The following is a 26972-nucleotide window of genomic DNA, read 5'->3' as shown; positions in this document are numbered from 1 at the left end:
TTTTTTCTTGCCTGCGATTTTTATATCCCCTCCCCCAATGCCCACCACAACCCTGCGGGAGCGGGCTTGCCCGCGAAGAGGCCAGCACTGCAGGCACACCATCATGGGTTGTACTTTCGTCTGCCGATGAATTTCTCGTCACCCGGCCACTTGAGAAACGATTTCGTTTACCATTGTTTCCGAATATGAAGCCGTAAGCGAGGAAGTACCCGCATGACGATCCGCCCGCAACCGCTGATGCGTACACTGGCTGCCGCAGTTCTGAGCCTGGTGATCGGCGCTCCGGCCGCCCTGGCAGATGAACCGGTCACGCTGACCATGTACAACGGCCAGCACAAGGAAATCGGCGAAGCCATCGCCAAGGCCTACGAGGCCAAGACCGGTATCCATATCAATATCCGCAAGGGCAGCAGCAACCAGCTGGCCAGCCAGATCATCGAAGAAGGCGACCGCTCGCCGGCCGACATCATCTATACCGAAGAATCTCCGCCACTGAACAACCTGGGCGAACTGGGCCTGCTGGCGAAGATCGACGACGCCACGCTGAACATGCTGCCCAAGGAATACGTTGGCGCCAACGGCACCTGGATGGGCGTGACCGCCCGCACCCGCGTCGTGGTGTACAACCCGAAGAAAGTCGACGAAAAAGACCTGCCGACCACCGTGATGGACTTCGCCGGCCCTGAGTGGGAAGGCCGCGTCGGCTACGTGCCAACCAGTGGCGCATTTCAGGAGCAAGCTGTAGCCATCCTGAAGATGCACGGGCGTGAAGCCACCGAAGAATGGCTGACTGGCCTGAAAGCCTTCGGCAAGACCTACACCAACAACATGGTCGCCCTCAAGGCCGTGGAAAAAGGCGAAGTCGCCGCCGTACTGGTCAACAACTACTACTGGTATGCCTTGGAGCGCGAACGCGGCAAGCTCGACTCCAAGCTGTACTACCTGGCCGACGGCGACGCCGGCAACCTGGTGACCATCTCCGGCGCGGCCGCGGTCAAGGCCAGCAAGCATCCGAAGGAAGCCCAGGCCTTGCTCAACTGGATGGCCAGTGAAGAAGGCCAGCGCGTGATCACCCAGACCACCGCCGAGTACCCGTTGCACAAGGGCATGGTGTCCGACCGTGGCCTGAAGCCGTTCGAGGACCTGCGCCCGCCGAAAATCTCGCCAGCCGACCTGGGCAATGCCGAAGAAGCGATCGAGCTTGAACGCGAGGTCGGTCTGCTCTGATGACTGCCGCCCTGTCCGAGCCGGTGCCGGTACGTTACGTGCCGCGCCGCAAGCGCCCCTCGATCTGGGTGCTGCTGCCTGTGCTGTTCCTGGTGGCGATGAGCTTGCTGCCGCTGCTGTACGTCGCCATGAAAGCCTGGGAGGCCGGCTGGCGCGAAGCCCTGCACCTGCTCTGGCGCCCTTTCGTCTGGGGGCTGATGCGCAACACCTTGATGCTGATGGCCGGGGTGACGCTGGCGTGCATGGTGGTTGGCCTGGCCCTGGCCTGGCTACTGGAGCGCAGCAACCTGCCCGGCCGCCGGCTGTGGGGCGTGGTGCTGTGCCTGCCGTTCGCGGTGCCGTCGTTCGTCAGCAGCTTCACCTGGGTATCGCTAAGCTCGGACTTCGAAGGCTTGGGCGGTGCGATCCTGGTCATGGCACTGTCCAAGTACCCGCTGGTGTTCCTGCCGGTGGCGGCAACCCTGCGCAACCTCGACACATCGCTTGAAGAGTCGGCACGCACCTTGGGCTACAGCCGCTGGGGCGTGTTCCGCAAGATCACCCTGCCGCTGCTGTGGCCGTCGATGCTCGGCGGCGCACTGCTGATTGCGTTGCACATGCTGGTCGAGTTCGGCGCGCTGTCGATCCTTGGCCTGCAGACCTTCACCACGGCGATCTACCAGCAATTCGAGCTGGAGTTCAGCAACGCCAACGCCGCCATGCTCTCGGCCGTGCTGCTCGCACTGTGCCTGCTGATGCTGTGGCTGGAACTGCGCGTGCGCGGCAAGGCCCGTCATGTGCGTATCGGCCAGGGCGTGGCACGCCGTGGGCAACCGGTGCGCCTGCGTGGCTGGACGCCGTTGGCGCAGCTGTTTTGCCTGGCCTTGGCGATTCTCGGCAGCGGCATCCCGCTGGCCATGCTGGGTTACTGGCTGAGCGTGGGTTCGTCGGCCGCCTTCCCGGTGGCGGCGATCAGTAAAGCGCTGCTGACTTCGCTGTCGGTCTCGCTGGGTGGCGCAGGCTTCTGTGTGCTGCTGGCCCTGCCAGTCAGCTTCCTGGTGGTGCGCTACAAAGGCCGCCTGGCGATCTGGGCCGAACGCTTGCCGTACCTGCTGCACGCCCTGCCCGGCCTGGTGATCGCCCTGACCCTGGTGGTGTTCTCGCTGCACTACGTGCCGGCCCTGTACCAGACCACCGCGCTGTTGCTGCTGGCCTATGCGCTGCTGTTCCTGCCCCTGGCGCAGTCACCGGTGCGTACTGCACTGAACAAGGCATCGCCAACGCTAGAAGAAGCCGCACGCACGCTGGGTGCGAGCAGCTTCGCCGCGTTTTGCCGGGTAACCTTGCCGATCATCTTCCCTGCGATGGCGGCGGCTTTCGCGCTGGTGTTCCTCGATGCCATGAAGGAGCTGACCGCTACCCTGCTGCTCAGTCCGACAGGCATGACCACTCTGGCCACCGAGGTCTGGGCGCATACCGCCAACGTCGAGTTCGCAGCGGCGGCGCCTTATGCGGCGCTGCTGATTGTGGTGTCGGGTTTGCCTGTCTATCTGCTGACTACGCGGATGTACCTGAACAAGGCATGAGCCCACGGCTCAGGCCGCCTGGCGGCCTGGGCCACGGCTTTCGATATTGCGCAGCATGCGCTTCACGATGGACCCATGGGCCAGCCCTACCGGCAGCATGTACAGCCGGCCAAAGGCGTTGAAACACCGCACCGACGTGGTCACTTTCAAGCGCTGCCCTTCGACATCCATGCAGACCATCACCGCCAGGTGCGTATCACGCGAAGTCAGCACCAATTGCTCGTCGCTGATGGCCTCGACGGTGAAGAAGTCCAGGTGTTCGCCGACAGCTGGCACATGCGCTGGATCGCGGGTAGAGAAGCCGTGGATATCGGCGACATTGAAACGACGGGAGATGAAGTCGCGAATGCGGAAGGCCCTGGCCAGCCAGCCTGGGACATTCGAGGTCATGGCGCAGTAGGCTTGCAGGGCGGTCATCGGGGCAGTGAGCTGTACGCTGTCACTGTGCAGGAAATCCAGGTCGGCCTGGGCGGCGACCAATTGGGCGGACATGAGCAACTCCCTTTGTCATGTGTCGCCGACAGCATAGCAACATGACTCGCTGTAGGAGCGGCCTTGTGTCGCGAAAGGGCCGCAAAGCGGCCCCGGCAATTTCAGCGTTGAAGCAGAAATCCCAGGCCTGCTGCGCAGCCCTTTCGCGACACAAGGCCGCTCCTACAAGGGACCGCGCAAGCTTCAAGCCCTGAACTGACCAAGGCTGGCGCGCAATTGGGCCGCCAAGTCATCCAGCACCTTGCTGCTGGCCGTGGTCTGCATCACCACCTCGGCCGAGCGCTCGGCCTGGGCATGGATGTTCTCCACTCGCCCGCGCACTGCCTGCGCGCCGCTGGCCTGCTGCTCAGCAGCGCGGGTCGCCAGGCCGATCGCCGCGTGCACCTGCTCCACGGCGGCCTGCACCGACTGCTGGCGACGCTCGTTGTCCCGCAACACCAACAGCCCTTCGCTGGCCTTGAGCCCGGCCTGGCTGATGGTCGCTACCGCCTCCTTGGCACCTTTCTGCAGGGCAGCAATGTGCGCCTGGATGTCGCCGGTAGAGCTTTGGGTCTTGCTCGCCAGCGCTCGCACCTCATCGGCCACCACGGCAAAGCCGCGACCCGTCTCACCAGCGCGCGCAGCTTCGATTGCAGCATTAAGGGCCAGCAGGTTGGTCTGCTCGGCAATACCATGGATGACAGTCAGCACCACTTCGATCTGCTCGCTCTGCTTGGCAAGACGCTCGATCACCTGCGAACCCGTTTCGACCTGGCCGGCCAGGTTCTCGATCAGGCTCGCCAGTTGCGTGGAGGAACGGCTGTTCTCGTCGGTTGCCTGGCGAATGTCCACGACCTGCTGCAACGCCGCCTGCATGGCGTGGCTTTCGGCCTGGGCCTCGTCAGCCATGCTCGACAGGTCGCGCAGGCTGGCGGCCACTTCATCACGCTGCAACGCCGCTGCGGCATCGGCACCGGCGTTGCGCTGGGCCATGGTGCCGATCTCGACCCCGGTACGCTGGGCCACCTCACCGGCTTCGCGAACGATAGGCTGCAGCTTGTCGACAAAGCGGTTGACCGCCGACGCCATGTCACCGATCTCGTCGCGGCTGTCGAGGGTCACGCGCTTGGTCAGGTCGCCTTCGCCGGCAGCCAGATCGTTGAGCGCTGCAATCAGCAGGCGCAGCTTGCTGAGCACGCGGCGACCCAGCACCACGGCGACCACCAGCAGCACACCCAGGCCGACCACCACCAGGCCCAGGCCAATCCGCCAACGCAGCTCGGCAGCCGCATCGCGCACGGTCTGTGCGGTGTTGGCCTGCATCGCGCTGGCGCTGGCCTGCGCGGTTTGCAGGCGCTCGCGCAGGGCCTTGCCACTGTCGGCAGCCGCCGCCCCCAGGCTATCGCCAACCAGTTGCTCACCGCTGGCGATCAGGGCACTGAAACGCTGATCGAGAGCCTTGAGCTGCTGGTCAACACCGGCCGTGGAAACCCCCATCAGCACTTTGCCGATCTCGGCACCATTGGGGTTGATCGACGCTTCGACGAAATACACCGATGGATCGCGACGCGCAGCATCGAGCACCTTATCCAGCGCTCTCTCACCCTGGCCCTTCTCGATCAAGGCCTGGTTGATCGGATTCTGCCGGTTCAAGTAGCGGGTAAGATGCTGGCCCTGGGCATCGTCATAAATCACGAACAGCACGTTGGGGTTGCGCTGGGCGCGGCGGGCGAAGTCGGAGAGCATCGGCACATCGTTGTCCCAGATCGCCCGCGGGGCGACCGATGCCAGCAGCTCGGCCATGTCGTTGGCCGAATCCTTGAGGTTTTTCTCCAGGGTGGCCCGCAACTGCTGCTGTTCGTCCTGCAGCCGCGTGGAAAGGCCCGCGCTCAAGCGCTGACGGGTGCTGCTGGAGAGGCTCTCGAGGCCCCCGCGAACATCTTGCCCGGCCTGCTCCAGCTCGCTGGCGAGCTGGCGGCTGTCTTTGCCCAGGCGCTCCCCCAGGTCGGCCTCCAAAGCCGTCACGGTGCTGCGGGTCAGCGCAACGGCCACCAGCACTTGCACCAAAAGGGCGATACCAAGGGCAACAAACACAGGCCGCAAGAGGCGGCTTCGTAACAGTGAAAGGATGGCAGACACGGTGTAACCCTCGTGTTTTCTGGCGCCACTATTTTGATGGCATCTACAGAAACTTCTTACAGCAAGGGTTGTGCCGTATACAGCAGGGAAAAACGCCAAGGTCTAGCAATGAGTTTTCCTGTACTGGCCTCTTCGCGGGTAAACCCGCTCCCACAGGGACTGCACAAATTTCAAGGCATGTGCAGTACCTGTGGGAGCGGGTTTACCCGCGAAAAGGCCGGCCCAGGAAAACCCACAAATAAAAACGCCGCGATCCTTTTCAGGACCGCGGCGTCAGATCAGCCTGGAGGGCAGATCAGGCGAACGGATGACGCAGGACGATGGTCTCGTTGCGGTCCGGGCCGGTCGAAATGATGTCGATCGGCGCGCCTACCAGCTCTTCAATGCGCTTGATGTAGTCACGCGCAGCTTGTGGCAGCTCTTCCAGGGTTTTCACGCCCAGGGTCGATTCGCTCCAGCCTGGCATCTCTTCGTACACCGGCTCCAGGCCGATGTAGCTGTCGGCATCGGACGGGGCGTCAATGACGGCACCGTTCTCGTTCTTGTAGCCAACGCAGATGTTGATGGTTTCCAGGCCGTCCAGCACGTCCAGCTTGGTCAGGCAGATGCCCGAGATGCTGTTGACGTCGATGGCGCGACGCAGGATGACGGCATCGAACCAGCCGCAACGGCGGGCACGGCCGGTGGTCGAACCAAACTCGTGGCCGCGCTTGGCCAGGGTGGCGCCGGTCTCGTCGAACAGTTCGGTCGGGAACGGACCGGAACCCACGCGAGTGGTGTAGGCCTTGGTGATGCCCAGGATGTAGTCGAGGTACATCGGCCCCACGCCAGAACCGGTGGAGATACCGCCAGCGGTGGTGTTGGAGCTGGTGACGTACGGGTAGGTACCGTGGTCGATGTCCAGCAGCGAACCCTGGGCGCCTTCGAACATGATGTCCTTGCCAGCGCGACGCAGGTTATGCAGCTCGGCGGTAACGTCGAGCATCATCGGCTTGAGCTGTTCAGCGTAGGCCATGCACTCGTCCAGGGTCTGCTGGAAGTCGATGGCCGGCTCTTTGTAGTAGTTCACCAGCTGGAAGTTGTGGTAGTCCAGCAGCTCACCCAGCTTGGCAGCGAAACGCTCGCGGTGGAACAGGTCGCCAACGCGCAGGCCGCGGCGTGCGACCTTGTCTTCGTAGGCTGGGCCGATGCCGCGGCCGGTGGTACCGATCTTGGCTTCGCCACGGGCTTTTTCACGGGCCTGGTCCAGGGCCACGTGGTACGACAGGATCAGCGGCGCAGCCGGGGAGATGCGCAGGCGCTCGCGCACCGGTACGCCCTTCTCTTCCAGCTTGGTGATTTCACGCATCAAGGCGTCCGGAGCAACGACCACGCCGTTGCCGATCAGGCACTGTACGCCTTCACGCAGGATGCCCGAGGGAATCAGGTGCAGAACGGTTTTCTCACCGTTGATCACCAGGGTGTGGCCCGCGTTGTGGCCACCTTGGTAGCGCACTACGGCGGCAGCATGTTCGGTCAGCAGATCGACGATCTTGCCTTTGCCCTCATCACCCCACTGGGTGCCCAGGACGACGACATTCTTACCCATTACATTGGTCCTCATTCACGCAAACTTGGTTGCCGGCCTACTGCCGACGCAGAAACTCACTGGGCCAGCGGCAGAACCTGCCAGCGCCCGTCTTGCTGAATCAATTGCCGATCACAATCCGCCTCGAGAGCAGCACTCAACGGCTGGCCAGGCAGAGCCTGGACCACACGCTGGCCCTCGTTGCGCAACTGGCAGACCTGCTGCCAGAGGGCCGCGTCGCCACTGTCCGGCATCCAGATGCCGCCAGTTGGCAATACGACCTCCGCTCGCCCCAGTGTGACCAGGGTCTTCAAATCCGTGGAGAAACCGGTGGCCGGGCGTGCCCGGCCAAAGTCGGCGCCGATGTCGTCATAGCGGCCGCCCTGGGCGATGGACTGGCCTTCGCCCGGAACGAACACGGCGAACACCACGCCCGTGTGATAGTGGTAACCGCGCAGCTCGCCGAGGTCGAAGTACAGCGGCAGCTCCGGGAAGCGCGACGCCAGGCGATCGGCGATCGCCAGCAGGTCGTCGAGCGCCGCCAATACGCTGGCCGGGGCACGACCCAGGCGCACTCGCGCTTCAGCCAGCACTTCTCGACCACCGCACAGTTCGACCAGGGCGCGCAGCATGTTGCCCAAGTCCTTCGGCAAATCGGCAGTCAGCGCCTGTACCTCATCAACCGATTTGCGCTGCAGGGCATCGAACAACTGCTGTTCGACCGCGCCCGACAGGCCGGCGGCACGGGCCAGGCCGCGGTAGATCCCGACGTGGCCGAGGTCCATGTGCACGTCGGCAACGTCAGTCAGCTGCAGCGTGGCGAGCATCAGGCTGATCACTTCGACATCGCTGGTCGGGCTGGCGTCGCCGTACAGCTCTGCACCCAGCTGAATCGGGCTGCGCGAGGTGGACAAGGCACGTGGCTGGGCGTGCAGGACGCTACCGGCATAGCACAGGCGGCTCGGGCCTTCGCGGCGCAGGGTATGGGCGTCGATGCGCGCGACCTGCGGGGTGAAGTCGGCGCGGAAGCCCATCAGGCGACCGGACTGCGGGTCGACCACCTTGAAGGTGCGCTGATCCAGGTCCTGGCCGGCGCCGGTGAGCAGCGACTCCAGGTACTCGATATGCGGGGTGACGACCAGCTCGTAGCCCCAACTCTGGAACAGGTCCAACACCTGGCGGCGCGCGATCTCGATACGCGCAGCCTCAGGTGGCAGTACTTCCTCGATGCCATCTGGCAGCAGCCAGCGGTCTACCGTTGCCATTACGCCATTTCCCCTCTGGTCCGGGCGGCTTGCCAGCTGGCGAGCCGTCAGTAAAGCCGGTATCGCGCACAGCAGCGGGCAGCACTGATCCCAGCGCAGCCACCGTACCCGATACCCTCAAATTGCCTTGCGACCTGACCAAACCGTCAACTGGCGCTTTGCCAATCAACCTTGCAGACGCAAAAAAGCCGGGAAATTTCCCGGCTGCCTCATCATACACCCCTTTTCATACAGGATGCACCCCGCCTGGTGTTTTAGCTGCCAGGCGGGGTGCCGCTGCATGGAAATCAGGGCCTGAGCGTCACGGCTTGCTCTTGTCCAGGAAGCGGAAGAACTCGTTCTTCGCATCCAGGACCAGCACGTCGCTCTTGCTCGAGAAGCTCTCGCGGTACGCCTGCAGGCTACGGTAGAACGCATAGAAATCGGCGTCCTGGGTGTAGGCCTTGGCGTAGATGGCGGCCGCCTGGGCGTCGCCGTCACCGCGGGTCTCTTCTGCTTCACGGTAGGCTTCGGCCAGCAGTACACGGCGCTGACGGTCGGCATCGGCGCGAATACCTTCGGCCAGCTCGTTACCTTTGGCGCGGTGCTCGCGGGCCTCACGCTCACGCTCGGTACTCATGCGGTCGAACACGCTGCGGTTGACTTCCTTCGGCAAGTCGATGGCCTTGACGCGCACGTCGATGACCTCGATACCCAACTCCTTGCTGGCCATGCGGTTCAGCGATGCGGTGATGTCAGCCATCAACGCGTCACGTTCACCGGAAACCACCTCGTGCAGGGTACGTTTACCGAACTGGTCACGCAGGCCGCTTTCCAGACGACGCGACAGACGCTCGTCGGCAATCTGCTTCATGCCGGAAGTGGCGGTGTAGAAGCGCTCGGCATCCTTGACGCGCCACTTGGCATAGGCGTCGACCATCACCGCTTTCTTCTCCAGGGTCAGGAACCGCTGGGTCGGGGCGTCGAGGGTCATCAGGCGTGCGTCGAACTTGCGTACCTGGTTCACGTACGGAATCTTCACATGCAGGCCCGGCTGGACATCCGCCTGGACCACCTTACCGAAGCGCAGCAGCACTGCACGCTCGGTCTGGGACACGATGTAGAAGCTGTTCCAGGCCACAATGGCCAGAACCACGGCGGCAATCAGGGCGATCAGCGATCGGTTGCTCATCAGCGGCTCTCCCTAGTACGCAGTGGCGGCTGTTGCTGTTGCAGGTCCTGCGCCGCACGCGCGGCCGCATCGTTGACCGACGGGCTGACGCTGGCGCCTGGCGCGGCCGTGTTGCGGCTGCCTTCGACCATCTTGTCCAGCGGCAGGTAGAGCAGGTTGTTCTGCCCATCCTTGGCCGTGACCAGGACCTTGCTCGAATTGCTGTAGACCTCTTGCATGGTCTCCAGGTACAGACGCTGACGGGTCACCTCAGGTGCCTTGCGGTACTCGCTGACCAGTTTGCTGAAGCGGTCAGCCTCACCCTTGGCGCGGGCGATGACTTCGTCGCGGTAACCGTTGGCGTCCTCGATGATGCGCTGGGCCTGACCGCGGGCTTCCGGCACCACGCCATTGGCGTAGGACTCGGCCTGGTTACGGGCACGCTGCTCATCTTCGCGGGCACGGATCACGTCGTCGAAGGCTTCCTGCACTTCACGCGGGGCCGCCGCGCTCTGTACGTTGACCTGGGTGACGGTGATACCCGTGCGGTAGTTGTCGAGGAAACGCTGCAGGCGCTCGCGGATATCCACGGCCATCTGCTCACGGCCCTCGGTCAGCACCTGGTCCATCGAGGTGGAACCCACCACGTGGCGCAGGGCGCTGTCGGTCGCATGCTGCAGGCTGACCTCGGGCTGGTCGACGTTGAGCACGAAGTCCTGCAGGTTGCTGATCTTGTACTGGACGGTCAGCGGCACCTCGACGATGTTCTCGTCTTCGGTGAGCATCTGCCCCTGCTTGGTGTAGGCACGCTCGCGCGTGACGTTTTCCATGTACTTGCGATCAATTGGCGGGAAGTAGATGTTCAGGCCGGGACCGACCGTCTCATAGTACTTGCCGAAGCGCAGCACCACGGCCTGCTCCTGCTCATCGACCACGTACACGGCGCTGTACAGCCAGATTGCAGCAAGCACCGCCAGGCCGATGCCCAGCAGGCCGTAGCCGCCCCCCTTGCCGACATTGCGGTCACCGCCGCCACGTTTCTTGCCACTGCCGAACATGCCGTTCAGGCTGTCCTGCAGCTTGCGGAAGGCCTCGTCCAGATCCGGCGGACCCTTCTTGTCGCCACCACCGCCGCCACCGCGACGGCCGCCCCAGGGATCCTGATTGTTCGAGTTGCCACCCGGCTCGTTCCAAGCCATAGCGCTCTCCATCTGATAAAGCAAAGACGCGCCCACGGCGCGCCGTCCAATGCTACAGAATGCCTGCCACTGCTGCCCGGTGACCTCACCGGGCATTTATTGCAAAGTGTGTTGCTCGACAAACACTTGCGGCTCCATGCCTTCGCGACTGACCAGGCGATTCAACTCGACCCTGGGCAGGCGAACACTCAGCAGGCTGCGCCCTTCTTCGTCATGCTCTTCACTCTGCACGGCACCCAGGGCAAAGAATTGCGCGCGCAAGCGGGCAAAACGCTGCTCCAGACACAGGGTACCGACAAACAGATCATCCCCCAGCAACTCGGCAATCGCCTGGCCGACCAGCTCCAGGCCACGTCCATCTCGTGCCGACACCCAGACCCGCTGCGGCTTGCCATCGGCATCGCGCTGAATCTGTGGCTCGACATCTTCGAGCAGGTCGAGTTTGTTATAGACCTCAAGGATCGGCAAGCTTTCGGCACCAATCTCGCCCAACACGGCCAGCACTTGCTCGATCTGCTCCATGCGCTCTGGCTCATGGGCGTCGATCACATGCAGCAGCAGGTCCGAGTTGCTCGATTCTTCGAGCGTAGCCCGAAATGCCTCGACCAGCTTGTGCGGCAGGTGGCGAATGAAACCCACGGTATCGGCCAGCACGATCGGCCCCAGGTCGGCCAATTCGAGCCGGCGCAGGGTCGGATCGAGCGTGGCGAACAACTGGTCCGCCGCGTAGACCTCGGATTCAGTCAGGGCATTGAACAGCGTGGACTTGCCGGCGTTGGTATAGCCGACCAGCGACACCGACGGGATATCCGCGCGCTTGCGGCCACGACGGGCCTGCTCACGCTGGCTGCGCACCTTTTCCAGGCGCCCCTTGATCTGGCGGATACGTACCCGCAACAGACGGCGGTCGGTTTCCAGCTGGGTTTCACCCGGGCCACGCAAGCCAATCCCCCCCTTTTGCCGCTCAAGGTGAGTCCAGCCGCGCACCAGCCGCGTGCTCATGTGGTCGAGCTGGGCCAGTTCGACCTGCAGCTTGCCTTCATGGGTACGCGCCCGCTGGGCGAAGATATCGAGGATCAGCCCGGTTCGGTCAAGCACGCGACACTCGAAGACTCGCTCGAGGTTGCGCTCCTGACTGGGCGTGAGGGTGTGATTGAAAATCACCAGGTCTACCTGTTCGGCTTTGACCAGGTCGCGCAACTCCTCGACCTTGCCGCTGCCAATCAGGTATTTGGCCGTAGGCTGATGCCTGGCTACCGTGGCCAACGAGACGATGTCGGCTCCGGCCGACAGTGCCAGTTCCTGAAACTCCTGCGGGTCTTCGCGCGCCTCAGGGTTCTGACCTTCCAAGTGAACGAGCAACGCTCGCTCACCACCACCGTGGCGCTCAAAGAACAATGCAGGCTCCTATCAGGCGTTGCCTGGCTCGCTGTCGCCGTGTTCGGAATCGGACGGGCTTGGCAGGCGAACCGGACGGGCAGGTACCACCGTCGAGATGGCGTGCTTGTAGACCATCTGGCTGACGGTGTTCTTCAGCAGCACCACGAACTGGTCGAAGGATTCGATCGAGCCCTGCAGCTTGATCCCGTTGACCAGATAGATCGATACCGGGACCTTTTCTTTTCTCAGTTGGTTCAAGTAAGGGTCTTGTAGCGAATGCCCTTTTGACATATGCCGCACTCCTGTAAGGATAAATAGAAAAATCAGAAAAATTGATAAGTCAGGCCGCCCCTTCGCAAGAATAGACGGCAATCAGCAGGGACTCAGCTCAATATGGAGACCGCCCCAAGGTATTTCAAGGTGCGGGACAGATTGTCGCAGGCCAGGCTGTCAAGCCAGTGCACGCCAGGCCAGCCACGCAACCAGGTGAACTGCCGCTTGGCCAGCTGTCGAGTGGCAATGATACCGCGTTCACGCATCTCATTCTCAGTCAGCTTGCCGTCGAGGTAGTCCCAGACCTGTCTATAACCCACTGCCCGTATAGACGGCAGTCCGGCGTGCAAGTCACTTCTGGCTCGCAACGATCGGACCTCATCGACGAAGCCCTGTTCCAGCATCTGCGAAAATCGTAGCGCAATTCGCTTATGCAAAATGTGACGATCCGCAGGCGCAATCGCCAAACTCGCGACAGTATAGGGCAAATGCCCGCCAGCGCCTGCGTCTGCGGCGCGACTTTCCGCGAATTGACGCTGGCGATGGGCAGTCATGCTCTCGCCACTCACCCGGTAGACCTCGAGCGCCCGGATCAGCCGCTGTGGGTCGTTGGGGTGAATGCGCGCCGCCGATTCGGGGTCGACCTCGGCCAATTGCCGGTGCAACTCGGCCAGGCCCAGCGCCTCGGCCTGGGCCTCGAGCTCTGCGCGCACGGCGGCATCGGCCGCCGGCATGTCCGCCAAGCCTTCGATCAGCGCCTTGTAATAAAGCATGGTGCCGCCGACCAGCAGCGGAATCTTGCCGCGCGCGGTGATATCGGCCATCGCCTCCAGGGCGTCAGCGCGAAACTGCGCGGCCGAGTAGCTTTCAGCCGGGTCGCGGATATCAATGAGCCGGTGCGGGTAGGCCGCCAGAATCTCTTTGGAAGGTTTGGCCGAACCAATATCCAGGCCGCGATAGACCAGCGCCGAATCGACACTGATCAGCTCGCAAGGCAGGACCTTGGTCAGCTCGATGGCGAGGTCGGTCTTGCCGGCCGCCGTCGGGCCCATGAGGAATATCGCAGGGGGTTTGCCGCTCATGTCATCGACCGCGCAGGAATAGTTTGTCCAGGTCGTCCAGGCCCATCTGGGTCCAGGTCGGACGGCCGTGGTTGCACTGGCCGCTGCGCTCGGTGTTTTCCATGTCGCGCAGCAAGGCGTTCATCTCGGGAATGGCCAGGCGCCGGTTGGCGCGCACGGCACCGTGGCAGGCCATGGTGCCAAGCAGTTCGTTGAGGTGCGCCTGGATGCGGTCGCTGGTGCCGTACTCCATCAGGTCGGCGAGCACATCCTGAACCAGGCGATTGGCCTCGGCCTGCTTGAGCAGTGCCGGAATCTGGCGGATCGCCAGCGTCTCGGGCCCCAGGCGCTGCAGCTCGAAGCCCAGGCGCTGGAACCACTGGCCATGTTCCTCGGCACAATCAGCCTCACGCTGGCTCAGCGCCAGGGTTTCTGGCACCAGCAATGGTTGGCCGCTGAGGCCTTCGCTGGCCATGGCCACCTTGAGCCGCTCGTACATGATGCGCTCGTGGGCAGCGTGCATGTCCACCAGTACCAGGCCAACGGCGTTCTCGGCAAGGATGTAGATACCCTTTAGTTGCGCCAGGGCATAGCCCAGCGGCGGGATGTCACCCTGGCTTTCCGGCAGTGCCGAAGGGGCTGAAGTGCCCTCGTTCAGTGGCTTGTAGAACTCGCGGTAGACCGCTTGGGACTCGGCGACCGGCAGCGGCTGCGCCGGGCGCGGGGTGTACTGGTACTGGTAACCGGCGCCACTGCCGCCATTGGAAATGGAACGCTGCGGCTGTTCGAGCACTGGCGAGGCCAGGCGCATTTCACCCTGCGGGCCGAACTCGCCGACTTGCAGCCCTGTCGGGCGAACCACTTCAGGCACGGCAGCAGGCGCGGCCAGCTGATCTTCAGGGCGCACGTCAGCCAGGGCACGGTGCAGCGTGCCATAGAGGAAGTCATGCACCGAGCGGCCTTCACGGAAGCGCACCTCGTGCTTGGTCGGGTGCACGTTGACGTCGACGCCGTTCGGCTCGAGCTCAAGGAACAGCACGAACGTCGGGTGCCGGCCGTTGAACAGTACATCGCGATAGGCCTGGCGCACGGCATGGGCGACCAGTTTGTCGCGCACCGCACGGCCATTGACGAAGAAATACTGCAAGTCGGCCTGGCTGCGCGAGAAGGTCGGCAGGCCGACCCAGCCCCACAGTCTCAGGCCATTGCGCTCGACGTCGATGGGCAGCGCCTGCTCCATGAAAGCCGGGCCGCAAATCGCGCCCACCCGCCTTGCCCGGGCAGCTTCGTCATGCGCCTCATGCAGGCTGAGGATGCTCTTGCCGTTGTGGCGCAGATGGAAGCCGACATCGAAGCGGGCCAGGGCCAGGCGGCGGATGACTTCCTGCAGGTGATCGAATTCGGTCTTTTCGGCCTTGAGGAACTTGCGCCGGGCCGGGGTATTGAAGAACAGGTCGCGTACTTCCACCGAAGTGCCGACCGGATGTGCGGCGGGTTGCACGCGCGGGGTCATGTCGCGGCCTTCGGTCTCGACCTGCCAGGCCTCACTTGCGCTGGCGGTGCGCGACGTGAGGGTCAGGCGCGCCACCGAGCTGATCGATGCCAGCGCCTCACCCCGGAAGCCCAGGCTCAATACGCCTTCGAGGTCTTCCAGTTCACGAATCTTGCTGGTGGCGTGACGGGCCAGGGCCAGCGGCAGGTCATCGGCGGAAATGCCACTGCCATCGTCACGCACCCGGAGCAGTTTCACACCGCCCTGCTCGACCTCCACGTCGATGCGCCGGGCACCGGAGTCCAGGCTGTTTTCCAACAGTTCCTTGGCCACCGATGCCGGCCGCTCGACCACCTCACCCGCAGCAATCTGGTTAGCCAGCCGCGGGCTGAGCAGCTGGATGCGCGAACCGCCACTCATTGCGCAGCCAGCGTGGTAGCGGGAATATCGAGGTGCTGGCCGACCTTCAGCTCATCGGTCTTGAGGCTGTTGGCGCTGCGCAGGCTGGTCACGCTGACCTGATAGCGCACGGCGAGCATCGCCAGGGTTTCGCCGGGGCGGACGGTGTGCTCACGCGGCCCCTGGGCAATCTTGCCGCTATCACGCAGCCAGGCGATATAGGTGCCTGGCGGCGGGTTCTGCTGGAAGTACTGGCGCACGCCGGTATGAATCGAGCGCGCCAAGGCCTGCTGATGGCTGGCGGTGGCCAGCTTGGCCGCCTCGTTGTTGTTCGAGATGAACCCGGTTTCAACCAGGATCGATGGGATGTCCGGCGACTTCAACACCATGAAGCCTGCCTGTTCCACCCGTTGCTTGTGCAGCGAGGTGACACGCCCCATGTTGCCGAGCACCTTTTGCCCGACGTTCAGGCTGGAACTCAACGTGGCCGTCATCGACAGGTCAAGCAGTACGCCCGCCAGCATACGGTCCTTGTCGTCGAGGCTGACGTTGCCAGCGCCCCCGATCAGGTCGGAACGGTTTTCCGTGTCGGCCAGCCAGCGCGCGGTCTCGGACGTTGCACCACGGTCGGACAGGGCGAACACCGAGGCACCAAAGGCGGCGCGCGACGGTGCGGCGTCAGCGTGGATCGAGATGAACAGGTCGGCACCCTTCTTGCGGGCGATCTCGGTACGTTTGCGCAGCGGGATGAAGTAATCACCGGTGCGCGTCAGCTCGGCGCGGTAGCCCTTTTCGGTGTTGATCTGGCGCTGCAGTTCCTTGGCGATCTGCAGCACGATGTCTTTTTCGTGCTGGCCACGCGAGCCGGATGCACCCGGGTCTTCGCCGCCGTGACCGGCATCGATGGCGACCACGATGTCACGCTTGCCACTCGGCACCGGCGGCAGCTTTATTGCCGGCTGAGCCGGGCTCACCGGTACTGCAGGCGTGGTTGCCGGAGTCTGTACCGGCGTGGGCGGCGGGGTCGGTGCAGTGGCGGCTATGGCGTCGGCTTCCTGGTCATACAGGTCGACCACCAGGCGGTTGCCGTACTGGGCATTGGGCGCCAGGGTAAAGCTCTTGGGCGTGACCGACTTTTTCAGGTCGACCACCACACGCAGGTCGGTAGGGGTACGTTGGGCCGAGCGCACGCTGCTGATCGGGGTGTTTGCGGTCGACACGTTCAGCGGCGCGGCCAACGTCGCGCCATTGATGTCGATCACCAGGCGGTCGGGTGCGCTGAGGGTGAAGACGCTATGCTGCACGGGGCCGGACAGATCGAAGACCAACCGCGTGTTGTCCGGCGCGCGCCACAGGCGCACGCTCTTGACTTGAGTGACGGCCAGAGCGTCAACGGTCACCGCTGTCAGCAGCAATCCAACGACAGCGACCAGTGCGCGTATGCGCATACCTACCCCACTTACTGTTTATAGTGTTCGGCCAGTGCGGTGCACCAGGCCTCGCCGCGAGCCCCCTGCGGCGTAAGGTCAAGCGAGCGGCCGCTCGCTTGGGGGCTTATGGTAATGGTCAGGTCGGGCTTTGGCAAAACGCCCGCACCCTTTTGTGGCCATTCGAACAGGCACAGTGGGTCACCTTCGAAATAGTCACGAATCCCCATGAACTCCAGCTCTTCCGGATCGACCAGGCGATACAGGTCGAAATGGAAGGCGCGCACCTCACCGATTTCGTAGGGTTCTACCACGGTGAACGTAGGACTTTTCACTGCACCAGTATGGCCCAGCCCACGAATCAGGCCACGCGAGAGGGTGGTCTTGCCCGCCCCCAGGTCGCCTTCCAGAAAAATCACGCCGCGACCGCCGGTCACCTCGGCCAGTTTTGCGCCGAACGCGACCGTGGCCGCTTCATCGGCCAGCAACAGGGTTAAGCCAGACACGCAGAATGCTCCTCCAACAACTCACGAATGACCGGCGCCAGATCACTGGCTGCCAGGCCTCTACCTTTGACGCCCAGGCGCTCCCCTGCACAGGCGTGCAGCCATACGCCCAGGCCCGCCGCGCTCCAGGCGTCCAGCCCTTGGGCCAGCAACGCCGCCAGCACGCCGGTGAGCACGTCCCCCAGCCCGGCACCGGCCATCGCCGGATGCCCCCGCTCGCACAGCGCCAACTGGCCGGTCGGGTCCGCCACCAGGGTGCCGGCGCCCTTGAGCACGCAGACACTGGCATAGCGCCGCGCCAGCTTGCGCGCCGCACCTGGGCGATCAGCCTGCACTGCCTCGGTGGATATGCCTAGCAGCCGCGCCGCCTCGCCCGGGTGCGGGGTAAGGATGCTGCCGCTGGGCAGCGCCAGTGGTGTGCGTGCCAGCAGGTTCAGCGCGTCGGCATCCCACACCTGCGGCCGCTCGGCATTGGCCACCGCAGACAGCAGGCTGCGGCCCCAGGCGGCCTGGCCCAGGCCGGGGCCCACCACCAGCACCGAAGCACGCTCCAGCACACCGATCAACTGATTGGCCGACTCGACCCCCAGGCACATGCTTTCCGGCATGCGCGCCAGCCCGGCCACGACGTGCTCCGGGCGTGTCGCCACACTGACCAGCCCGGCACCGCAGCGCAGCGCGGCCTCGGCACTGAGCAGCACGGCACCGCCGGTGCCCAGGTCGCCACCAACGACCAGCACATGGCCGAAGTCGCCTTTGTGCGCGTGCGCATGACGCGCCGGCAGGCGGGCGACAGTCACGCTGCTGAGCAGTTGCGGGGCGTTGCTGGGGTGTTTGGTCTGCGGCATGGGGTCAAAGGCTCCAATGTCTGGCAGAATTATACGCACCTGAGCCCGTATTGCCTGCCTATCCATGTCCGCCTGTACTCCTGACCTCGCCCAACTGGCCCAATCCATCAAGATCTGGGGCCAAGAGCTGGGTTTTGCCCACGTTGGTATCGCCGGGGTCGACCTTGGCGAACACGAACAGCACCTGCAACGCTGGCTCGACGCGGGCTACCAGGGTGAGATGGAGTACCTCGGCGCCCATGGCAGCAAGCGCGCACACCCTGACCAGCTGATTCCAGGCACGGTACGCGTGGTCTCGCTACGCATGGACTACCTGCCGGGCGACACGCAAATGGCACAACGCCTGGCCCAGCCGGAAAAGGCCTACGTGTCGCGCTACGCCCTGGGCCGCGACTACCACAAGCTGGTGCGCAAGCGCGTGCAGTTTCTGGCAGACCGCATCCAGGAAGCGATCGGCCCGTTCGGCTACCGCGCCTTCGTCGACAGCGCCCCGGTGCTGGAGAAGGCCCTCGCCGAGCAGGCCGGGCTGGGCTGGATCGGCAAGAACACGTTGCTGCTCAACCGCAAGGCCGGCAGCTACTTCTTCCTGGCCGAACTGTTCGTCGACCTGCCGCTGCCGGTGGACGAAGCGCATGCCAGTGAACACTGCGGGCGCTGCCAGGCATGCCTGGACGTCTGCCCGACCCAGGCTTTCGTCGGGCCCTACGTGCTGGATGCGCGGCGCTGCATCTCCTACCTGACCATCGAGTTGCGCGGGCCCATTCCGGTAGAGCTGCGCTCGATGATGGGCAATCGCGTGTTTGGCTGCGATGACTGCCAGATCGTCTGCCCGTGGAATCGCTTTGCCAACTACAGTCAGGAGCAAGACTTCCAGCCGCGGCATGGGTTGGAGAATGCCGAGCTGGCCGAGATGTTCCTCTGGGACGAGCGCACCTTCCTGCGCAAGACCGAAGGCGGGCCGTTGCGGCGGGCGGGGTATGAGCGGTTCTTGCGCAACCTGGCGGTGGGGCTGGGTAATGCGCCTTCGACGATTCCGGTGATCGAGGCGTTGAAGGCGCGGCGGGAGGATGATTCTGAACTGGTGCGCGAGCATGTGGAATGGGCGCTGACGCAGCACGGCGCCCTGTAGGAGCGGGCTTGCCCGCGAAGAAGACGGCGCGGTGCATGGCACCGGCTCTGCCGGTGTTCGCGGGCAAGCCCGCTCCCACAGAGAATGCGGAGCGCCTGGATACAGGGATTATTGCTGGTCGTTGTAGTGAAACTTGGGCATTTCCCAGTGGAAACGGATCGCCAGCAAACGCACCAGGAAGCCACCGAACAAGGTCAGCAGCATCGCCTGCTCCGCCGGTAGCTTGAAGTAAACGCAACCCAGGTAGAACCATGCCGCCGCGAACGACACGCTGGCGTAAAGCTCGCGACGGAACACCAGAGGAATGTCGTTGCAGAAGATGTCCCGCAGGATCCCGCCAAACACCCCGGTGATCACCCCGCTGATCGATGCCACCAGCATGCCCTGCCCCATCTCCAGCGCGGTCATGCAGCCAATCAGGGTGAAGGCCACCAGGCCCAGGGCATCCAGCACCAGAAACAGCGAACGCAAACGGCGCATCATCGGCGCGATGAAAATCGTCAGCAGCGCGGCGAAGCTGGTCAGCACCAGGTATTCCGGGTGCTTCACCCAGGTCAGCGGGTAATGCCCCAGCAGCACGTCGCGCACCGAGCCGCCACCCAGGGCAGTCACGCAGGCGATCAGCACGACGCCAAACCAGTCCATGCCGCGACGGCCGGCGGACAGGGCACCGGTCATGGCTTCGGCGGTAATGGCGATCAGGTAGAGCATCAACAACATGGCGCGGGTCCGTACGGAAAAGGCGCGCAGTCTAACCAGTTGCCCGAGGCACCAAAAGAGGGCGCAAGCACAATGCCTGCGCCCTTTCGGCTCATACCTTGATGAAATGCTCGCGGTAATGACGCAGTTCGGCGATCGACTCGCGGATATCGTCCAGCGCCAGGTGGGTGCTGCCTTTCTTGAAACTGTCCCGCACATCCGGCGCCCAGCGCGCGGCCAGCTCCTTCAGGGTGGAAACATCGAGGTTGCGATAGTGGAAGTAGTTTTCCAGGCCGCGCATGTGCCGATAGAGGAAGCGGCGATCCTGGCAGATGCTGTTGCCGCAGATTGGCGACTTGCCTTTGGGCACCCATTGTTCGAGGAAGGCGATGGTCTGCGCTTCGGCTTCGGCCATGCTGATCTTGCTGTCACGCACGCGCTGGGTCAGGCCCGAGGCACCGTGGGTGCGGGTGTTCCACTCGTCCATGCGCGCCAGCACTTCATCACTGTGGTGGATGGCGATCACCGGGCCTTCGGCCAGGGTGTTCAGCTCGCTGTCGGTGACGATGGTGGCCATCTCGATGATGACGTCGTGGTCCGGATCCAGGCCGGTCATTTCCAGATCGATCCAGATCAGGTTCTGTGGGTTCTGCATGAAGGGCTCCTCGTATAGGCCGTCATATTAGCCTAGCGACGCCGGCCTGCGCATGCGCGGCGCAAAGGTAACCAGAATGGTCTGCGAGCGGGCGTGCTAAACTGCCTGCCGTTTTCAACTTGCCCCACCTTTGGAAGGTCCATGGCCAAACGCCAGCTCAATCGTCGCCAGAACTGGCGTATCGAAAAAATCCAGAACGAACGCGCCGCTCGCGCCGCCAAACGCGAGCAGCACGTGCTGCAAGAGCTGGAGGGCGGGGATCTGGGGCCGGAACAACTCGGCCTGGTGATCGCTCACTTCGGTGTGCAGGTCGAGGTAGAAGCCCAGGACGGCGAAGCTGCCGGCCAGGTATTTCGCTGCCACCTGCGGGCCAACCTGCCGGCACTGGTCACTGGCGACCGCGTAGTCTGGCGCGCCGGCAACCAGGGCATCGGCGTGATCGTCGCGCAGATGCCGCGCAGCACAGAACTGTGCCGTCCGAACAACCACGGCCAGCTCAAGCCGGTCGCGGCCAACGTCGACCTGATCGTGATCGTCTTCGCCCCGGCGCCGGAGCCACACCCGAACCTGATCGACCGTTACCTGGTGGCCGCCGAGCACGCCGGCATCCGCCCGCTGCTGCTGCTGAACAAGGCCGACCTGATCGACGACCAGAACGGCCCTGGCCTGCATGCGCTGCTAGAGGTATACCGCGAACTGGGCTATCCGCTACTTGAGGTCTCCGCACACCACGGCGACGGCATGCAACGCCTGCAGCAGATGCTCGACGGGCACATCAGTGTGTTCGTCGGCCAGTCGGGCGTGGGCAAGTCGTCGCTGGTCAATAGCCTGCTGCCGAATGCCGGCACCCGCGTGGGCGAGCTGTCCGAATGGTCTGGCCAGGGCCAGCACACCACCACCACGGCACGCCTGTATCACTTCCCTAACGGCGGCGACCTGATCGACTCGCCGGGCATCCGCGAATTCGGCCTCGGTCATGTCAGCCGCGACGACGTGGAAGATGGCTTCATCGAGTTTCGCGACCTGTTCGGTACCTGTCGCTTCCGCGACTGCAAGCATGATCGCGAGCCCGGGTGCGCACTGCTCAAGGCACTCGAAGAAGGCCGTATCAAGCCGCAGCGGATGAACAGCTACCGCTCGATCATCGCCAGCCTGCCAGAAGACAGCTTCTGATTTGCAAGGAGGAACCTGAGGGCACTGTGTGCCCCCAGTGCTACTGGTCCTTTTGCTCATCCATCTTCAAGGTTCCATCCTCGAAGATATTCAGCTTCTGGCGCAGCTCACGCGGTTGCATCGGCGCCTGGGCAGCAGCATCACCTGTCGTCGGGGCTGTCGGGGCTGCTGCCCCGGGCGCCGCACCTGCAGGCGAAGCTGGTTGCGCTGGCGCCTCGGGCGCGCCCTGCTCACCCTCGATGCTGCGCTGCGCCTTCTTGGTCAGGACGATGATGTCGATACGGCGGTTGACCGGGTTGAACGGATTCTTGCGGTCGAACAGCGATGACGAGGCATACCCCACCACCCGCGCCACCTGGCCGTCCGGGTAGCCACCGGCAACCAGGGCTCGACGGGCGGCGTTGGCGCGGTTGGCCGACAGCTCCCAGTTACCGAAATCGCCGGTGCCGGAGTACGGCTTGGCATCGGTGTGCCCGCTGATACTGATCTTGTTCGGCACCGCCTTGATGGTGTCGGCCATGGCCAGCAGGATGTCCTCGAAATACGGCTGCAGGTGCGCACTGCCGATGTCGAACATCGGCCGGTTCTCAGCGTCCATGATCTGGATGCGCAGGCCGTCCTGGGTGATCTCGAACAGGATCTGGTCCTTGAACTTCTGCAGCTGCGGGTTTTCCTCAACCTTGTTCTGCAGTTCCTGCAACAGCAGTTCGAGGCGCTCGCGCTCGACCTGTTCGGCCATGGTCTCGACCTGGTCCTTATCCAGCTGGATGCTGGTATCAGGCGTAGGTTCGGACTTCATTTCCGGGTTGATGGTCTTTTCCGGCGCCATCTGCGGCGAGCCGCCCAGGTCGATGACGTAAGGCGTACCACTTTCGGAAAAACCGATCGGGTCCTTGAAGTAGCCGGCAATGGCGATCTTTTGTTCAGGCGTAGCCGTGGATAACAGCCACAGCACCAGGAAGAACGCCATCATCGCCGTGGCAAAGTCGGCGAAGGCGATCTTCCAGGCACCGCCATGGTGCCCGCCACCGAAGCGCTTGACGCGCTTGATGATTATCGGCTGATTGTTCTCCATGACTCAGCGACCGCGAACCGCTTGTTCCAGCTCGGCGAAGCTTGGGCGATGCTTCGGATACAGCACCTTGCGCCCGAACTCGACGGCCAGCGAAGGTGGCATGCCGGAAGCCGAGGCCACCAGCGAGGCCTTGATCGACTCATAGAGATTGAGCTCTTCCTTGGCATCGTGCTCAAGGCACTTGGCCAGCGGGCCGAAGAAACCATAGGCGGCGAGAATACCGAAGAAGGTACCGACCAGCGCCGCACCCACGTGCAGGCCGATCGACTTCTGGTCACCATCACCCAGCGATGCCATGGTCACCACGATACCCAATACCGCCGCGACGATACCGAAGCCGGGCATGCCATCGGCGATGCCGCTGACGGCGTGAGACGGGTGCTCGAGCTCTTCCTTCATGCTCAGCAGCTCCATGTCGAACAGGCCTTCGAGCTCATGGGGCGCCATGTTGCCGGTGGACATGATGCGCAGGTAGTCGCAGATGAACGCGGTCATGCGCTCATCGCCCAGTACTGCCGGGTACTTGGCAAAGATCGGGCTGGCGGCGGCGTCTTCGATATCGCTCTCGATCGCCATCATGCCTTCGCGGCGGCTCTTGTTGAGGATTTCGTACACCAGGCCCAGCACTTCCAGGTAGAACGTATGGGTGAAGCGAGAGCCGAACATCTTCATCGACTTCTTGATTACATGCATGGTCATGTAACCCGGGTTGGCCTGCATGAAGGCGCCAAAGGCTGCACCGCCAATGATCAGCACTTCGAACGGCTGGATCAGCGCCGCGATCTTGCCGTGGGAGAGTACATATCCGCCGAGCACGCTCGCGAATACGACGATGATGCCGATAATTTTAGCCATAGGATCAAAGCACTTGCTGTCGTGGTCAGGGAGAGGGACGGGAGCTTTAAAACTCTTCTTCTACTTATCGGCAGAACTGCGCCAGACTATAGCCACTCAAAGCGAAAAGCCAGTTCGGACTGATGTCAAAATGCCAATGGAATCCAAGGTGCCCACTCAGAATCCGCGTACCCTAGAGGCCTGGGTCAAGCTGCTCGATGGTGTTCGCGTGCCGGTACCCAAGCAGAGTTACGACCGGGTAATGGCCGCGATCAACGACAGTCGCCGCTCGTTGCGCGACATCGCCGAACTGATGCAGGACAGTCCCGCCCTGGTGCTGTCGGTGATGCGCGAGGCCAACCACCCCGCCAACGCCAGCCAGGCCGAACCGGCTGAAAGCCTGGAAATTGCCCTGAACCGCCTGGGCCTGGCACGTAGCAGGGAACTGCTGATGCGCCTGCCTGCCGTACCGGAAGACGACATCCCGCCGGTGCTGCGCCAATTCCTGTTGATCAGCCAGCATGCCGCACAACAGGCCAGCGGCCTTTTCGCCAGCCGCCTGGCGCGCCTGTGGCAGGAAATCCACTGGGGCAGCCTGCTGTTCCTCGCCCCTCTGTGGCCACTGGCCCTGGCCTACCCCAAGCTGCTTGACGCCTGGGAGCTGCGGGTCATCCACAAGGGCGAAACCGCAGCCGACGTGGAGCAGGAACTGTTCGGCGTGCGTATCTTCGCCCTGTGCCAGGCAATGGCCGAACACTGGCGCCTGCCCAAATGGGTGACCCAAGGCTATCGCCTGCTGCTCGAAGAACGCGAGCAGTTGGCCTCGGTACTGAGCATCGCCCGCGAAGACGACCTGCTCAACCAGCAGCATCGCCTGGACGAGGCGCCCGGATTGCGCCGCTGGTTCAACGAACCGGCCAACACCGTACTGCTGGCCAACAACCTGGCGCTGGCAGCCCAGGTCGGCTGGGACAACCCTCATTTGTTGCGCTGGCAACTGCTGACCGCGCTCTACCTGCAAACCTCACTGGAAGACGTGCAGCAGCAGGTGCACCAACAAGCCGCCGCCAGCGCCCGGCGTCACGCCAGGCATGCACTGTTCCATCCGGCCGAAGCGCTGATCTGGCCTTGGCAGCAGCGTCGCCCGCACCCGGACATGCTCACGCCACCACCACCCTCCAGCGACGACCTCGGCCGCTGGCGCAAGTTGTGCCAGGCGTTGTTGGCGCAACCCAGCCCGTTCACCAACGCCGTGCACCTGGCTACCCAGGCGCGCGAAGCCATGCTCGCCTGCGGCATGCAGCGCATCATGCTACTGACGCTGGACCGTGCCAGCGACCACCTGCGCGTGCAGCAGACCGCCGGCCTGCCCCAGGAGGCCGCCGCCATGGACTTGCCCTTGGCGCAAAACAAACTGTTGCAAAAGCTCATGAGCAAAGCCGGCCAGTTGCGCCTGACGCCCGACAATCACGCCAAGTTATCGGCACTGCTACCGGCACCGTTGCAGGCACTGTTCCGCAGTGAGCACCTGCTGCTGCGATCACTGGCAGTCAGCGGCCAAGTACTGATGCTGGCCGTGGCCGACCAGGGCGGCAAGCCGCTGGCCGATGTCAGCGTGCAAGCCTTCGGCAAGACTTCGCAATGTATCGAGCATGCCTTGGCGGTGTTTGCCAACCGCGGCGCCTGAGCCTTGCGCTACAATCGCCCCTCTTTCCACACTGGAGACCGTGGATGACTGACTTTTCCGGCCTGCCTTTGGTGATCGAAGCCGCAGACCTGCTGCCGCGCCTGGGTTCACCCCAGTTGATCCTGGTCGACCTGAGCAGCGCCAACCGCTATGTCAGCGGCCATATCCCTGGCGCCCGCTTCGTCGAAGGCAAGCGCACCCAGCTCGGCCAGCCGCCGGCGCCCGGCTTGCTGCCGGCCCTGGGCGATCTGGAAAAGCTGTTCAGCGAACTGGGCCACCGTGACGATGCCGTCTACGTGGTATACGACGACGAAGGTGGCGGCTGGGCCGGGCGCTTCATCTGGCTGCTCGATGTGATCGGCCATTCGCGCTACCACTATCTCAATGGCGGCATCCAGGCCTGGCCGGCGGACAGGCTCTCCACCGACGTGCCAACGCCGGGCAATGCCCCCGTGCATCTGCAACTGCATAGCGAACCGACTGCCACCCGTGAGTACCTGCAAAGCCGCCTGGGCGAAAAAGACCTTGTGATCTGGGATGCCCGCGGCCCACAGGAATTCAACGGCGAAAAAGTCCTGGCTGCCAAGGCCGGGCACATTCCCGGTGCCGTCAATTTCGAGTGGACGGCCGGCATGGACCTCAACGACCATCTGCGCATCCGCAAGGACATCGCTGAAGTCCTGCAACAATTGGGCATCACGCCGGACAAGGAAGTCATCACCCACTGCCAGACCCACCGCCGCTCCGGTTTCACCTACCTGGTGGCCAAGTCCCTCGGCTACCCACGCATCAAGGCCTATGCCGGCTCGTGGAGCGAATGGGGCAACCACCCGGACACGCCTGTCGAAGTTCAAGGACCATCAACCCAATGAAATCCCGTCTGTTCATCCTCAGCCAGTACCTGCTGCCGCACCATCTGCTGTCGCGCCTGGCTGGCTGCGTCGCCGAGTGCCGTGCGCGCTGGTTCAAGAACGCCTTCACCGCCTGGTTCGCCAAGCGTTACCAGGTGAACATGAGTGAAGCACTGGTCGAAGACCTCACCGCCTACGAGCACTTCAACGCCTTCTTCACTCGCGCCCTGAAACCCGGTGCACGCCCGCTCGACGAAACCCCGGGCGCCATCCTCTGCCCGGCCGATGGTGCGGTCAGCCAACTGGGCCCGATCGAACACGGGCGTATCTTCCAGGCCAAGGGCCACAGCTTCAGCGCGCTCGAGTTGCTTGGCGGTGACCCGGCCCTGGCCGCGCCGTTCATGGGCGGCGAGTTCGCCACCATCTACCTGTCGCCGAAGGACTACCACCGCGTGCACATGCCGCTGGCCGGCACCCTTCGCGAAATGGTCTACGTGCCAGGCCGCCTGTTCTCGGTCAACCAGACCACTGCCGAAAACGTTCCTGAGCTGTTCGCCCGCAACGAGCGTGTGGTGTGCCTGTTCGATACCGAGCGCGGCCCGATGGCGGTGGTGCTGGTGGGTGCCATGATCGTCGCTTCGATCGAAACCGTGTGGGCTGGCCTGGTCACCCCGCCGAAGCGCGAACTCAAGACCTTCCGTTACGACGAAGGCAGCCGTGCACCGATCCACCTGGAAAAAGGCGCCGAACTGGGCCGTTTCAAACTGGGTTCGACCGCCATCGTGCTGTTCGGGCCTGAGCAAGTGAAGTGGGCCGAGACCTTGGGCGCAGGCTCTGCAGTGCGCATGGGTGAGCTGCTGGCGAGTCCTGCCCAGGCTTGACCCTGAAAACAAAAAAAAG

24 protein-coding genes and 1 pseudogene are annotated in these 26972 nt (G+C 63.6%); 7 read left to right on the top strand and 18 right to left on the bottom strand.

Annotation, left to right across the window (positions count from 1 at the left end; translation table 11 throughout):
• Positions 1-213 precede the first annotated feature (213 nt).
• Positions 214-1227: an extracellular solute-binding protein gene (locus ACTORR_RS16925; protein ID WP_099814351.1), complete on the top strand. Its 1014-nt coding sequence runs from the start codon at positions 214-216 to the stop codon at positions 1225-1227.
• Positions 1227-2792 carry an ABC transporter permease gene (locus tag ACTORR_RS16920; RefSeq protein WP_262108204.1) on the top strand — a complete coding sequence of 522 codons (1566 nt, stop codon included), beginning with the start codon at positions 1227-1229 and terminating at the stop codon, positions 2790-2792. The genes ACTORR_RS16925 and ACTORR_RS16920 overlap by 1 nt, the downstream gene beginning before the upstream one ends.
• 9 nt (positions 2793-2801) lie before the next feature.
• Here the strand turns inward: ACTORR_RS16920 and ACTORR_RS16915 are convergent, their stop codons facing one another.
• The 14 genes and pseudogenes from ACTORR_RS16915 to ACTORR_RS16850 all read right to left on the bottom strand — a co-directional run bounded on the left by ACTORR_RS16915 (position 2802) and on the right by ACTORR_RS16850 (position 17969).
• On the bottom strand, positions 2802-3284 hold the full coding sequence (locus ACTORR_RS16915; RefSeq protein WP_313364633.1) for a DUF2867 domain-containing protein: 483 nt from the start codon (positions 3282-3284) through the stop codon (positions 2802-2804).
• Positions 3285-3467: 183 nt separating this feature from the next.
• On the bottom strand, positions 3468-4172 hold the full coding sequence (locus tag ACTORR_RS16910) for a methyl-accepting chemotaxis protein (RefSeq protein WP_371858374.1): 705 nt from the start codon (positions 4170-4172) through the stop codon (positions 3468-3470).
• Positions 4173-4373: 201 nt separating this feature from the next.
• Positions 4374-4586: pseudogene (locus ACTORR_RS16905) on the bottom strand (methyl-accepting chemotaxis protein); the annotation flags it as partial.
• A gap of 1111 nt (positions 4587-5697) precedes the next feature.
• Positions 5698-6990, bottom strand: a complete 1293-nt coding sequence (locus ACTORR_RS16900) for an adenylosuccinate synthase (protein WP_003249542.1) — start codon at positions 6988-6990, stop codon at positions 5698-5700.
• Between the two features lie 56 nt (positions 6991-7046).
• Positions 7047-8234, bottom strand: a complete 1188-nt coding sequence (locus ACTORR_RS16895; protein WP_054887860.1) for an ATP phosphoribosyltransferase regulatory subunit — start codon at positions 8232-8234, stop codon at positions 7047-7049.
• Between the two features lie 301 nt (positions 8235-8535).
• Positions 8536-9405 (bottom strand): protease modulator HflC, encoded by an 870-nt coding sequence (gene hflC, locus ACTORR_RS16890; protein ID WP_054887861.1) that lies wholly within the window; start codon positions 9403-9405, stop codon positions 8536-8538.
• Complete coding sequence (gene hflK, locus ACTORR_RS16885) at positions 9405-10583, bottom strand: FtsH protease activity modulator HflK (protein ID WP_054887862.1); 1179 nt, start codon at positions 10581-10583, stop codon at positions 9405-9407. The genes hflC and hflK overlap by 1 nt, the downstream gene beginning before the upstream one ends.
• Before the next feature lie 96 nt (positions 10584-10679).
• Entirely contained in the window at positions 10680-11981 is a 1302-nt protein-coding gene (hflX, locus tag ACTORR_RS16880) for a ribosome rescue GTPase HflX (protein WP_054887863.1), read from the bottom strand.
• Positions 11982-11993: 12 nt separating this feature from the next.
• A complete protein-coding gene (gene hfq / locus ACTORR_RS16875) occupies positions 11994-12254 on the bottom strand; it encodes an RNA chaperone Hfq (protein WP_027920748.1) in 261 nt (86 codons plus the stop codon).
• Between the two features lie 92 nt (positions 12255-12346).
• The gene (gene miaA, locus ACTORR_RS16870) at positions 12347-13318 is read right to left on the bottom strand and encodes a tRNA (adenosine(37)-N6)-dimethylallyltransferase MiaA (RefSeq protein ID WP_313364634.1); all 972 of its coding nucleotides are present in this window, start codon (positions 13316-13318) and stop codon (positions 12347-12349) included.
• Between the two features lies 1 nt (position 13319).
• A complete protein-coding gene (gene mutL, locus ACTORR_RS16865; RefSeq protein ID WP_313364635.1) occupies positions 13320-15209 on the bottom strand; it encodes a DNA mismatch repair endonuclease MutL in 1890 nt (629 codons plus the stop codon).
• Positions 15206-16636 (bottom strand): N-acetylmuramoyl-L-alanine amidase, encoded by a 1431-nt coding sequence (locus tag ACTORR_RS16860; protein WP_054887866.1) that lies wholly within the window; start codon positions 16634-16636, stop codon positions 15206-15208. The genes mutL and ACTORR_RS16860 overlap by 4 nt, the downstream gene beginning before the upstream one ends.
• An 11-nt stretch (positions 16637-16647) precedes the next feature.
• Entirely contained in the window at positions 16648-17121 is a 474-nt protein-coding gene (gene tsaE, locus ACTORR_RS16855) for a tRNA (adenosine(37)-N6)-threonylcarbamoyltransferase complex ATPase subunit type 1 TsaE (RefSeq protein ID WP_054887867.1), read from the bottom strand.
• Positions 17109-17969: an NAD(P)H-hydrate dehydratase gene (locus ACTORR_RS16850; protein WP_054887868.1), complete on the bottom strand. Its 861-nt coding sequence runs from the start codon at positions 17967-17969 to the stop codon at positions 17109-17111. The genes tsaE and ACTORR_RS16850 overlap by 13 nt, the downstream gene beginning before the upstream one ends.
• 64 nt (positions 17970-18033) lie before the next feature.
• Here ACTORR_RS16850 and queG point away from each other — a divergent pair, with 64 nt between their 5' ends.
• Positions 18034-19098: a tRNA epoxyqueuosine(34) reductase QueG gene (gene queG / locus ACTORR_RS16845; protein ID WP_099814348.1), complete on the top strand. Its 1065-nt coding sequence runs from the start codon at positions 18034-18036 to the stop codon at positions 19096-19098.
• Positions 19099-19206: 108 nt separating this feature from the next.
• Here the strand turns inward: queG and ACTORR_RS16840 are convergent, their stop codons facing one another.
• Complete coding sequence (locus ACTORR_RS16840; RefSeq protein ID WP_054887870.1) at positions 19207-19818, bottom strand: trimeric intracellular cation channel family protein; 612 nt, start codon at positions 19816-19818, stop codon at positions 19207-19209.
• Between the two features lie 91 nt (positions 19819-19909).
• The gene (gene orn / locus ACTORR_RS16835; protein WP_054887871.1) at positions 19910-20452 is read right to left on the bottom strand and encodes an oligoribonuclease; all 543 of its coding nucleotides are present in this window, start codon (positions 20450-20452) and stop codon (positions 19910-19912) included.
• A 141-nt stretch (positions 20453-20593) separates the two neighbouring features.
• Between orn and rsgA the strand changes: the two genes are divergently transcribed.
• Complete coding sequence (rsgA, locus tag ACTORR_RS16830; protein WP_313364636.1) at positions 20594-21625, top strand: small ribosomal subunit biogenesis GTPase RsgA; 1032 nt, start codon at positions 20594-20596, stop codon at positions 21623-21625.
• Between the two features lie 40 nt (positions 21626-21665).
• Here rsgA and motB read toward each other — a convergent pair whose 3' ends face one another.
• Together motB and motA are read right to left on the bottom strand one after the other, a co-directional pair.
• Positions 21666-22700: a flagellar motor protein MotB gene (gene motB / locus ACTORR_RS16825; protein ID WP_441343729.1), complete on the bottom strand. Its 1035-nt coding sequence runs from the start codon at positions 22698-22700 to the stop codon at positions 21666-21668.
• A 3-nt stretch (positions 22701-22703) separates the two neighbouring features.
• Positions 22704-23555 (bottom strand): flagellar motor stator protein MotA, encoded by an 852-nt coding sequence (motA, locus tag ACTORR_RS16820; RefSeq protein ID WP_054887874.1) that lies wholly within the window; start codon positions 23553-23555, stop codon positions 22704-22706.
• Positions 23556-23685: 130 nt separating this feature from the next.
• On the opposite strand from motA, the gene ACTORR_RS16815 reads away from it, so the two are divergent.
• The 3 genes from ACTORR_RS16815 to asd are packed head-to-tail and all read left to right on the top strand — an operon-like array spanning position 23686 to position 26953.
• Complete coding sequence (locus ACTORR_RS16815) at positions 23686-25221, top strand: HDOD domain-containing protein (RefSeq protein ID WP_054887875.1); 1536 nt, start codon at positions 23686-23688, stop codon at positions 25219-25221.
• Between the two features lie 44 nt (positions 25222-25265).
• Positions 25266-26093: a rhodanese-like domain-containing protein gene (locus tag ACTORR_RS16810; protein ID WP_099814347.1), complete on the top strand. Its 828-nt coding sequence runs from the start codon at positions 25266-25268 to the stop codon at positions 26091-26093.
• The gene (gene asd, locus ACTORR_RS16805) at positions 26090-26953 is read left to right on the top strand and encodes an archaetidylserine decarboxylase (protein ID WP_054887877.1); all 864 of its coding nucleotides are present in this window, start codon (positions 26090-26092) and stop codon (positions 26951-26953) included. Before ACTORR_RS16810 ends, asd begins: the two co-directional genes overlap by 4 nt.
• The last annotated feature ends 19 nt before the right edge of the window (positions 26954-26972 follow it).

It is taken from the genome of Pseudomonas sp. SAR267 (assembly GCF_052077595.1).
GTDB classification, from domain to species: domain Bacteria; phylum Pseudomonadota; class Gammaproteobacteria; order Pseudomonadales; family Pseudomonadaceae; genus Aquipseudomonas; species Aquipseudomonas vlassakiae.
The sequence above is the reverse complement of the archived record's forward strand: the minus strand, read 5'-3'. Positions and strand labels throughout refer to the sequence as shown.

Bases quoted from the DNA above. Each gene is read 5' to 3' on its own strand.
- ACTORR_RS16910 (WP_371858374.1), bottom strand. From the start codon at position 4,172: ATGGCTGACGAGGCCCAGGCCGAAAGCCACGCCATGCAGGCGGCGTTG.
- motB (WP_441343729.1), bottom strand. From the start codon at position 22,700: ATGGAGAACAATCAGCCGATAATCATCAAGCGCGTCAAGCGCTTCGGT.
- ACTORR_RS16895 (WP_054887860.1), bottom strand. From the start codon at position 8,234: ATGGCAACGGTAGACCGCTGGCTGCTGCCAGATGGCATCGAGGAAGTA.
- ACTORR_RS16920 (WP_262108204.1), top strand. From the start codon at position 1,227: ATGACTGCCGCCCTGTCCGAGCCGGTGCCGGTACGTTACGTGCCGCGC.
- hfq (WP_027920748.1), bottom strand. From the start codon at position 12,254: ATGTCAAAAGGGCATTCGCTACAAGACCCTTACTTGAACCAACTGAGA.
- ACTORR_RS16860 (WP_054887866.1), bottom strand. From the start codon at position 16,636: ATGCGCATACGCGCACTGGTCGCTGTCGTTGGATTGCTGCTGACAGCG.
- mutL (WP_313364635.1), bottom strand. From the start codon at position 15,209: ATGAGTGGCGGTTCGCGCATCCAGCTGCTCAGCCCGCGGCTGGCTAAC.
- ACTORR_RS16815 (WP_054887875.1), top strand. From the start codon at position 23,686: ATGCCAATGGAATCCAAGGTGCCCACTCAGAATCCGCGTACCCTAGAG.
- ACTORR_RS16840 (WP_054887870.1), bottom strand. From the start codon at position 19,818: ATGTTGTTGATGCTCTACCTGATCGCCATTACCGCCGAAGCCATGACC.
- ACTORR_RS16850 (WP_054887868.1), bottom strand. From the start codon at position 17,969: ATGCCGCAGACCAAACACCCCAGCAACGCCCCGCAACTGCTCAGCAGC.
- orn (WP_054887871.1), bottom strand. From the start codon at position 20,452: ATGCAGAACCCACAGAACCTGATCTGGATCGATCTGGAAATGACCGGC.
- queG (WP_099814348.1), top strand. From the start codon at position 18,034: ATGTCCGCCTGTACTCCTGACCTCGCCCAACTGGCCCAATCCATCAAG.
- ACTORR_RS16810 (WP_099814347.1), top strand. From the start codon at position 25,266: ATGACTGACTTTTCCGGCCTGCCTTTGGTGATCGAAGCCGCAGACCTG.
- rsgA (WP_313364636.1), top strand. From the start codon at position 20,594: ATGGCCAAACGCCAGCTCAATCGTCGCCAGAACTGGCGTATCGAAAAA.
- ACTORR_RS16925 (WP_099814351.1), top strand. From the start codon at position 214: ATGACGATCCGCCCGCAACCGCTGATGCGTACACTGGCTGCCGCAGTT.
- motA (WP_054887874.1), bottom strand. From the start codon at position 23,555: ATGGCTAAAATTATCGGCATCATCGTCGTATTCGCGAGCGTGCTCGGC.
- miaA (WP_313364634.1), bottom strand. From the start codon at position 13,318: ATGAGCGGCAAACCCCCTGCGATATTCCTCATGGGCCCGACGGCGGCC.
- hflC (WP_054887861.1), bottom strand. From the start codon at position 9,405: ATGAGCAACCGATCGCTGATCGCCCTGATTGCCGCCGTGGTTCTGGCC.
- hflK (WP_054887862.1), bottom strand. From the start codon at position 10,583: ATGGCTTGGAACGAGCCGGGTGGCAACTCGAACAATCAGGATCCCTGG.
- ACTORR_RS16915 (WP_313364633.1), bottom strand. From the start codon at position 3,284: ATGTCCGCCCAATTGGTCGCCGCCCAGGCCGACCTGGATTTCCTGCAC.
- asd (WP_054887877.1), top strand. From the start codon at position 26,090: ATGAAATCCCGTCTGTTCATCCTCAGCCAGTACCTGCTGCCGCACCAT.
- ACTORR_RS16900 (WP_003249542.1), bottom strand. From the start codon at position 6,990: ATGGGTAAGAATGTCGTCGTCCTGGGCACCCAGTGGGGTGATGAGGGC.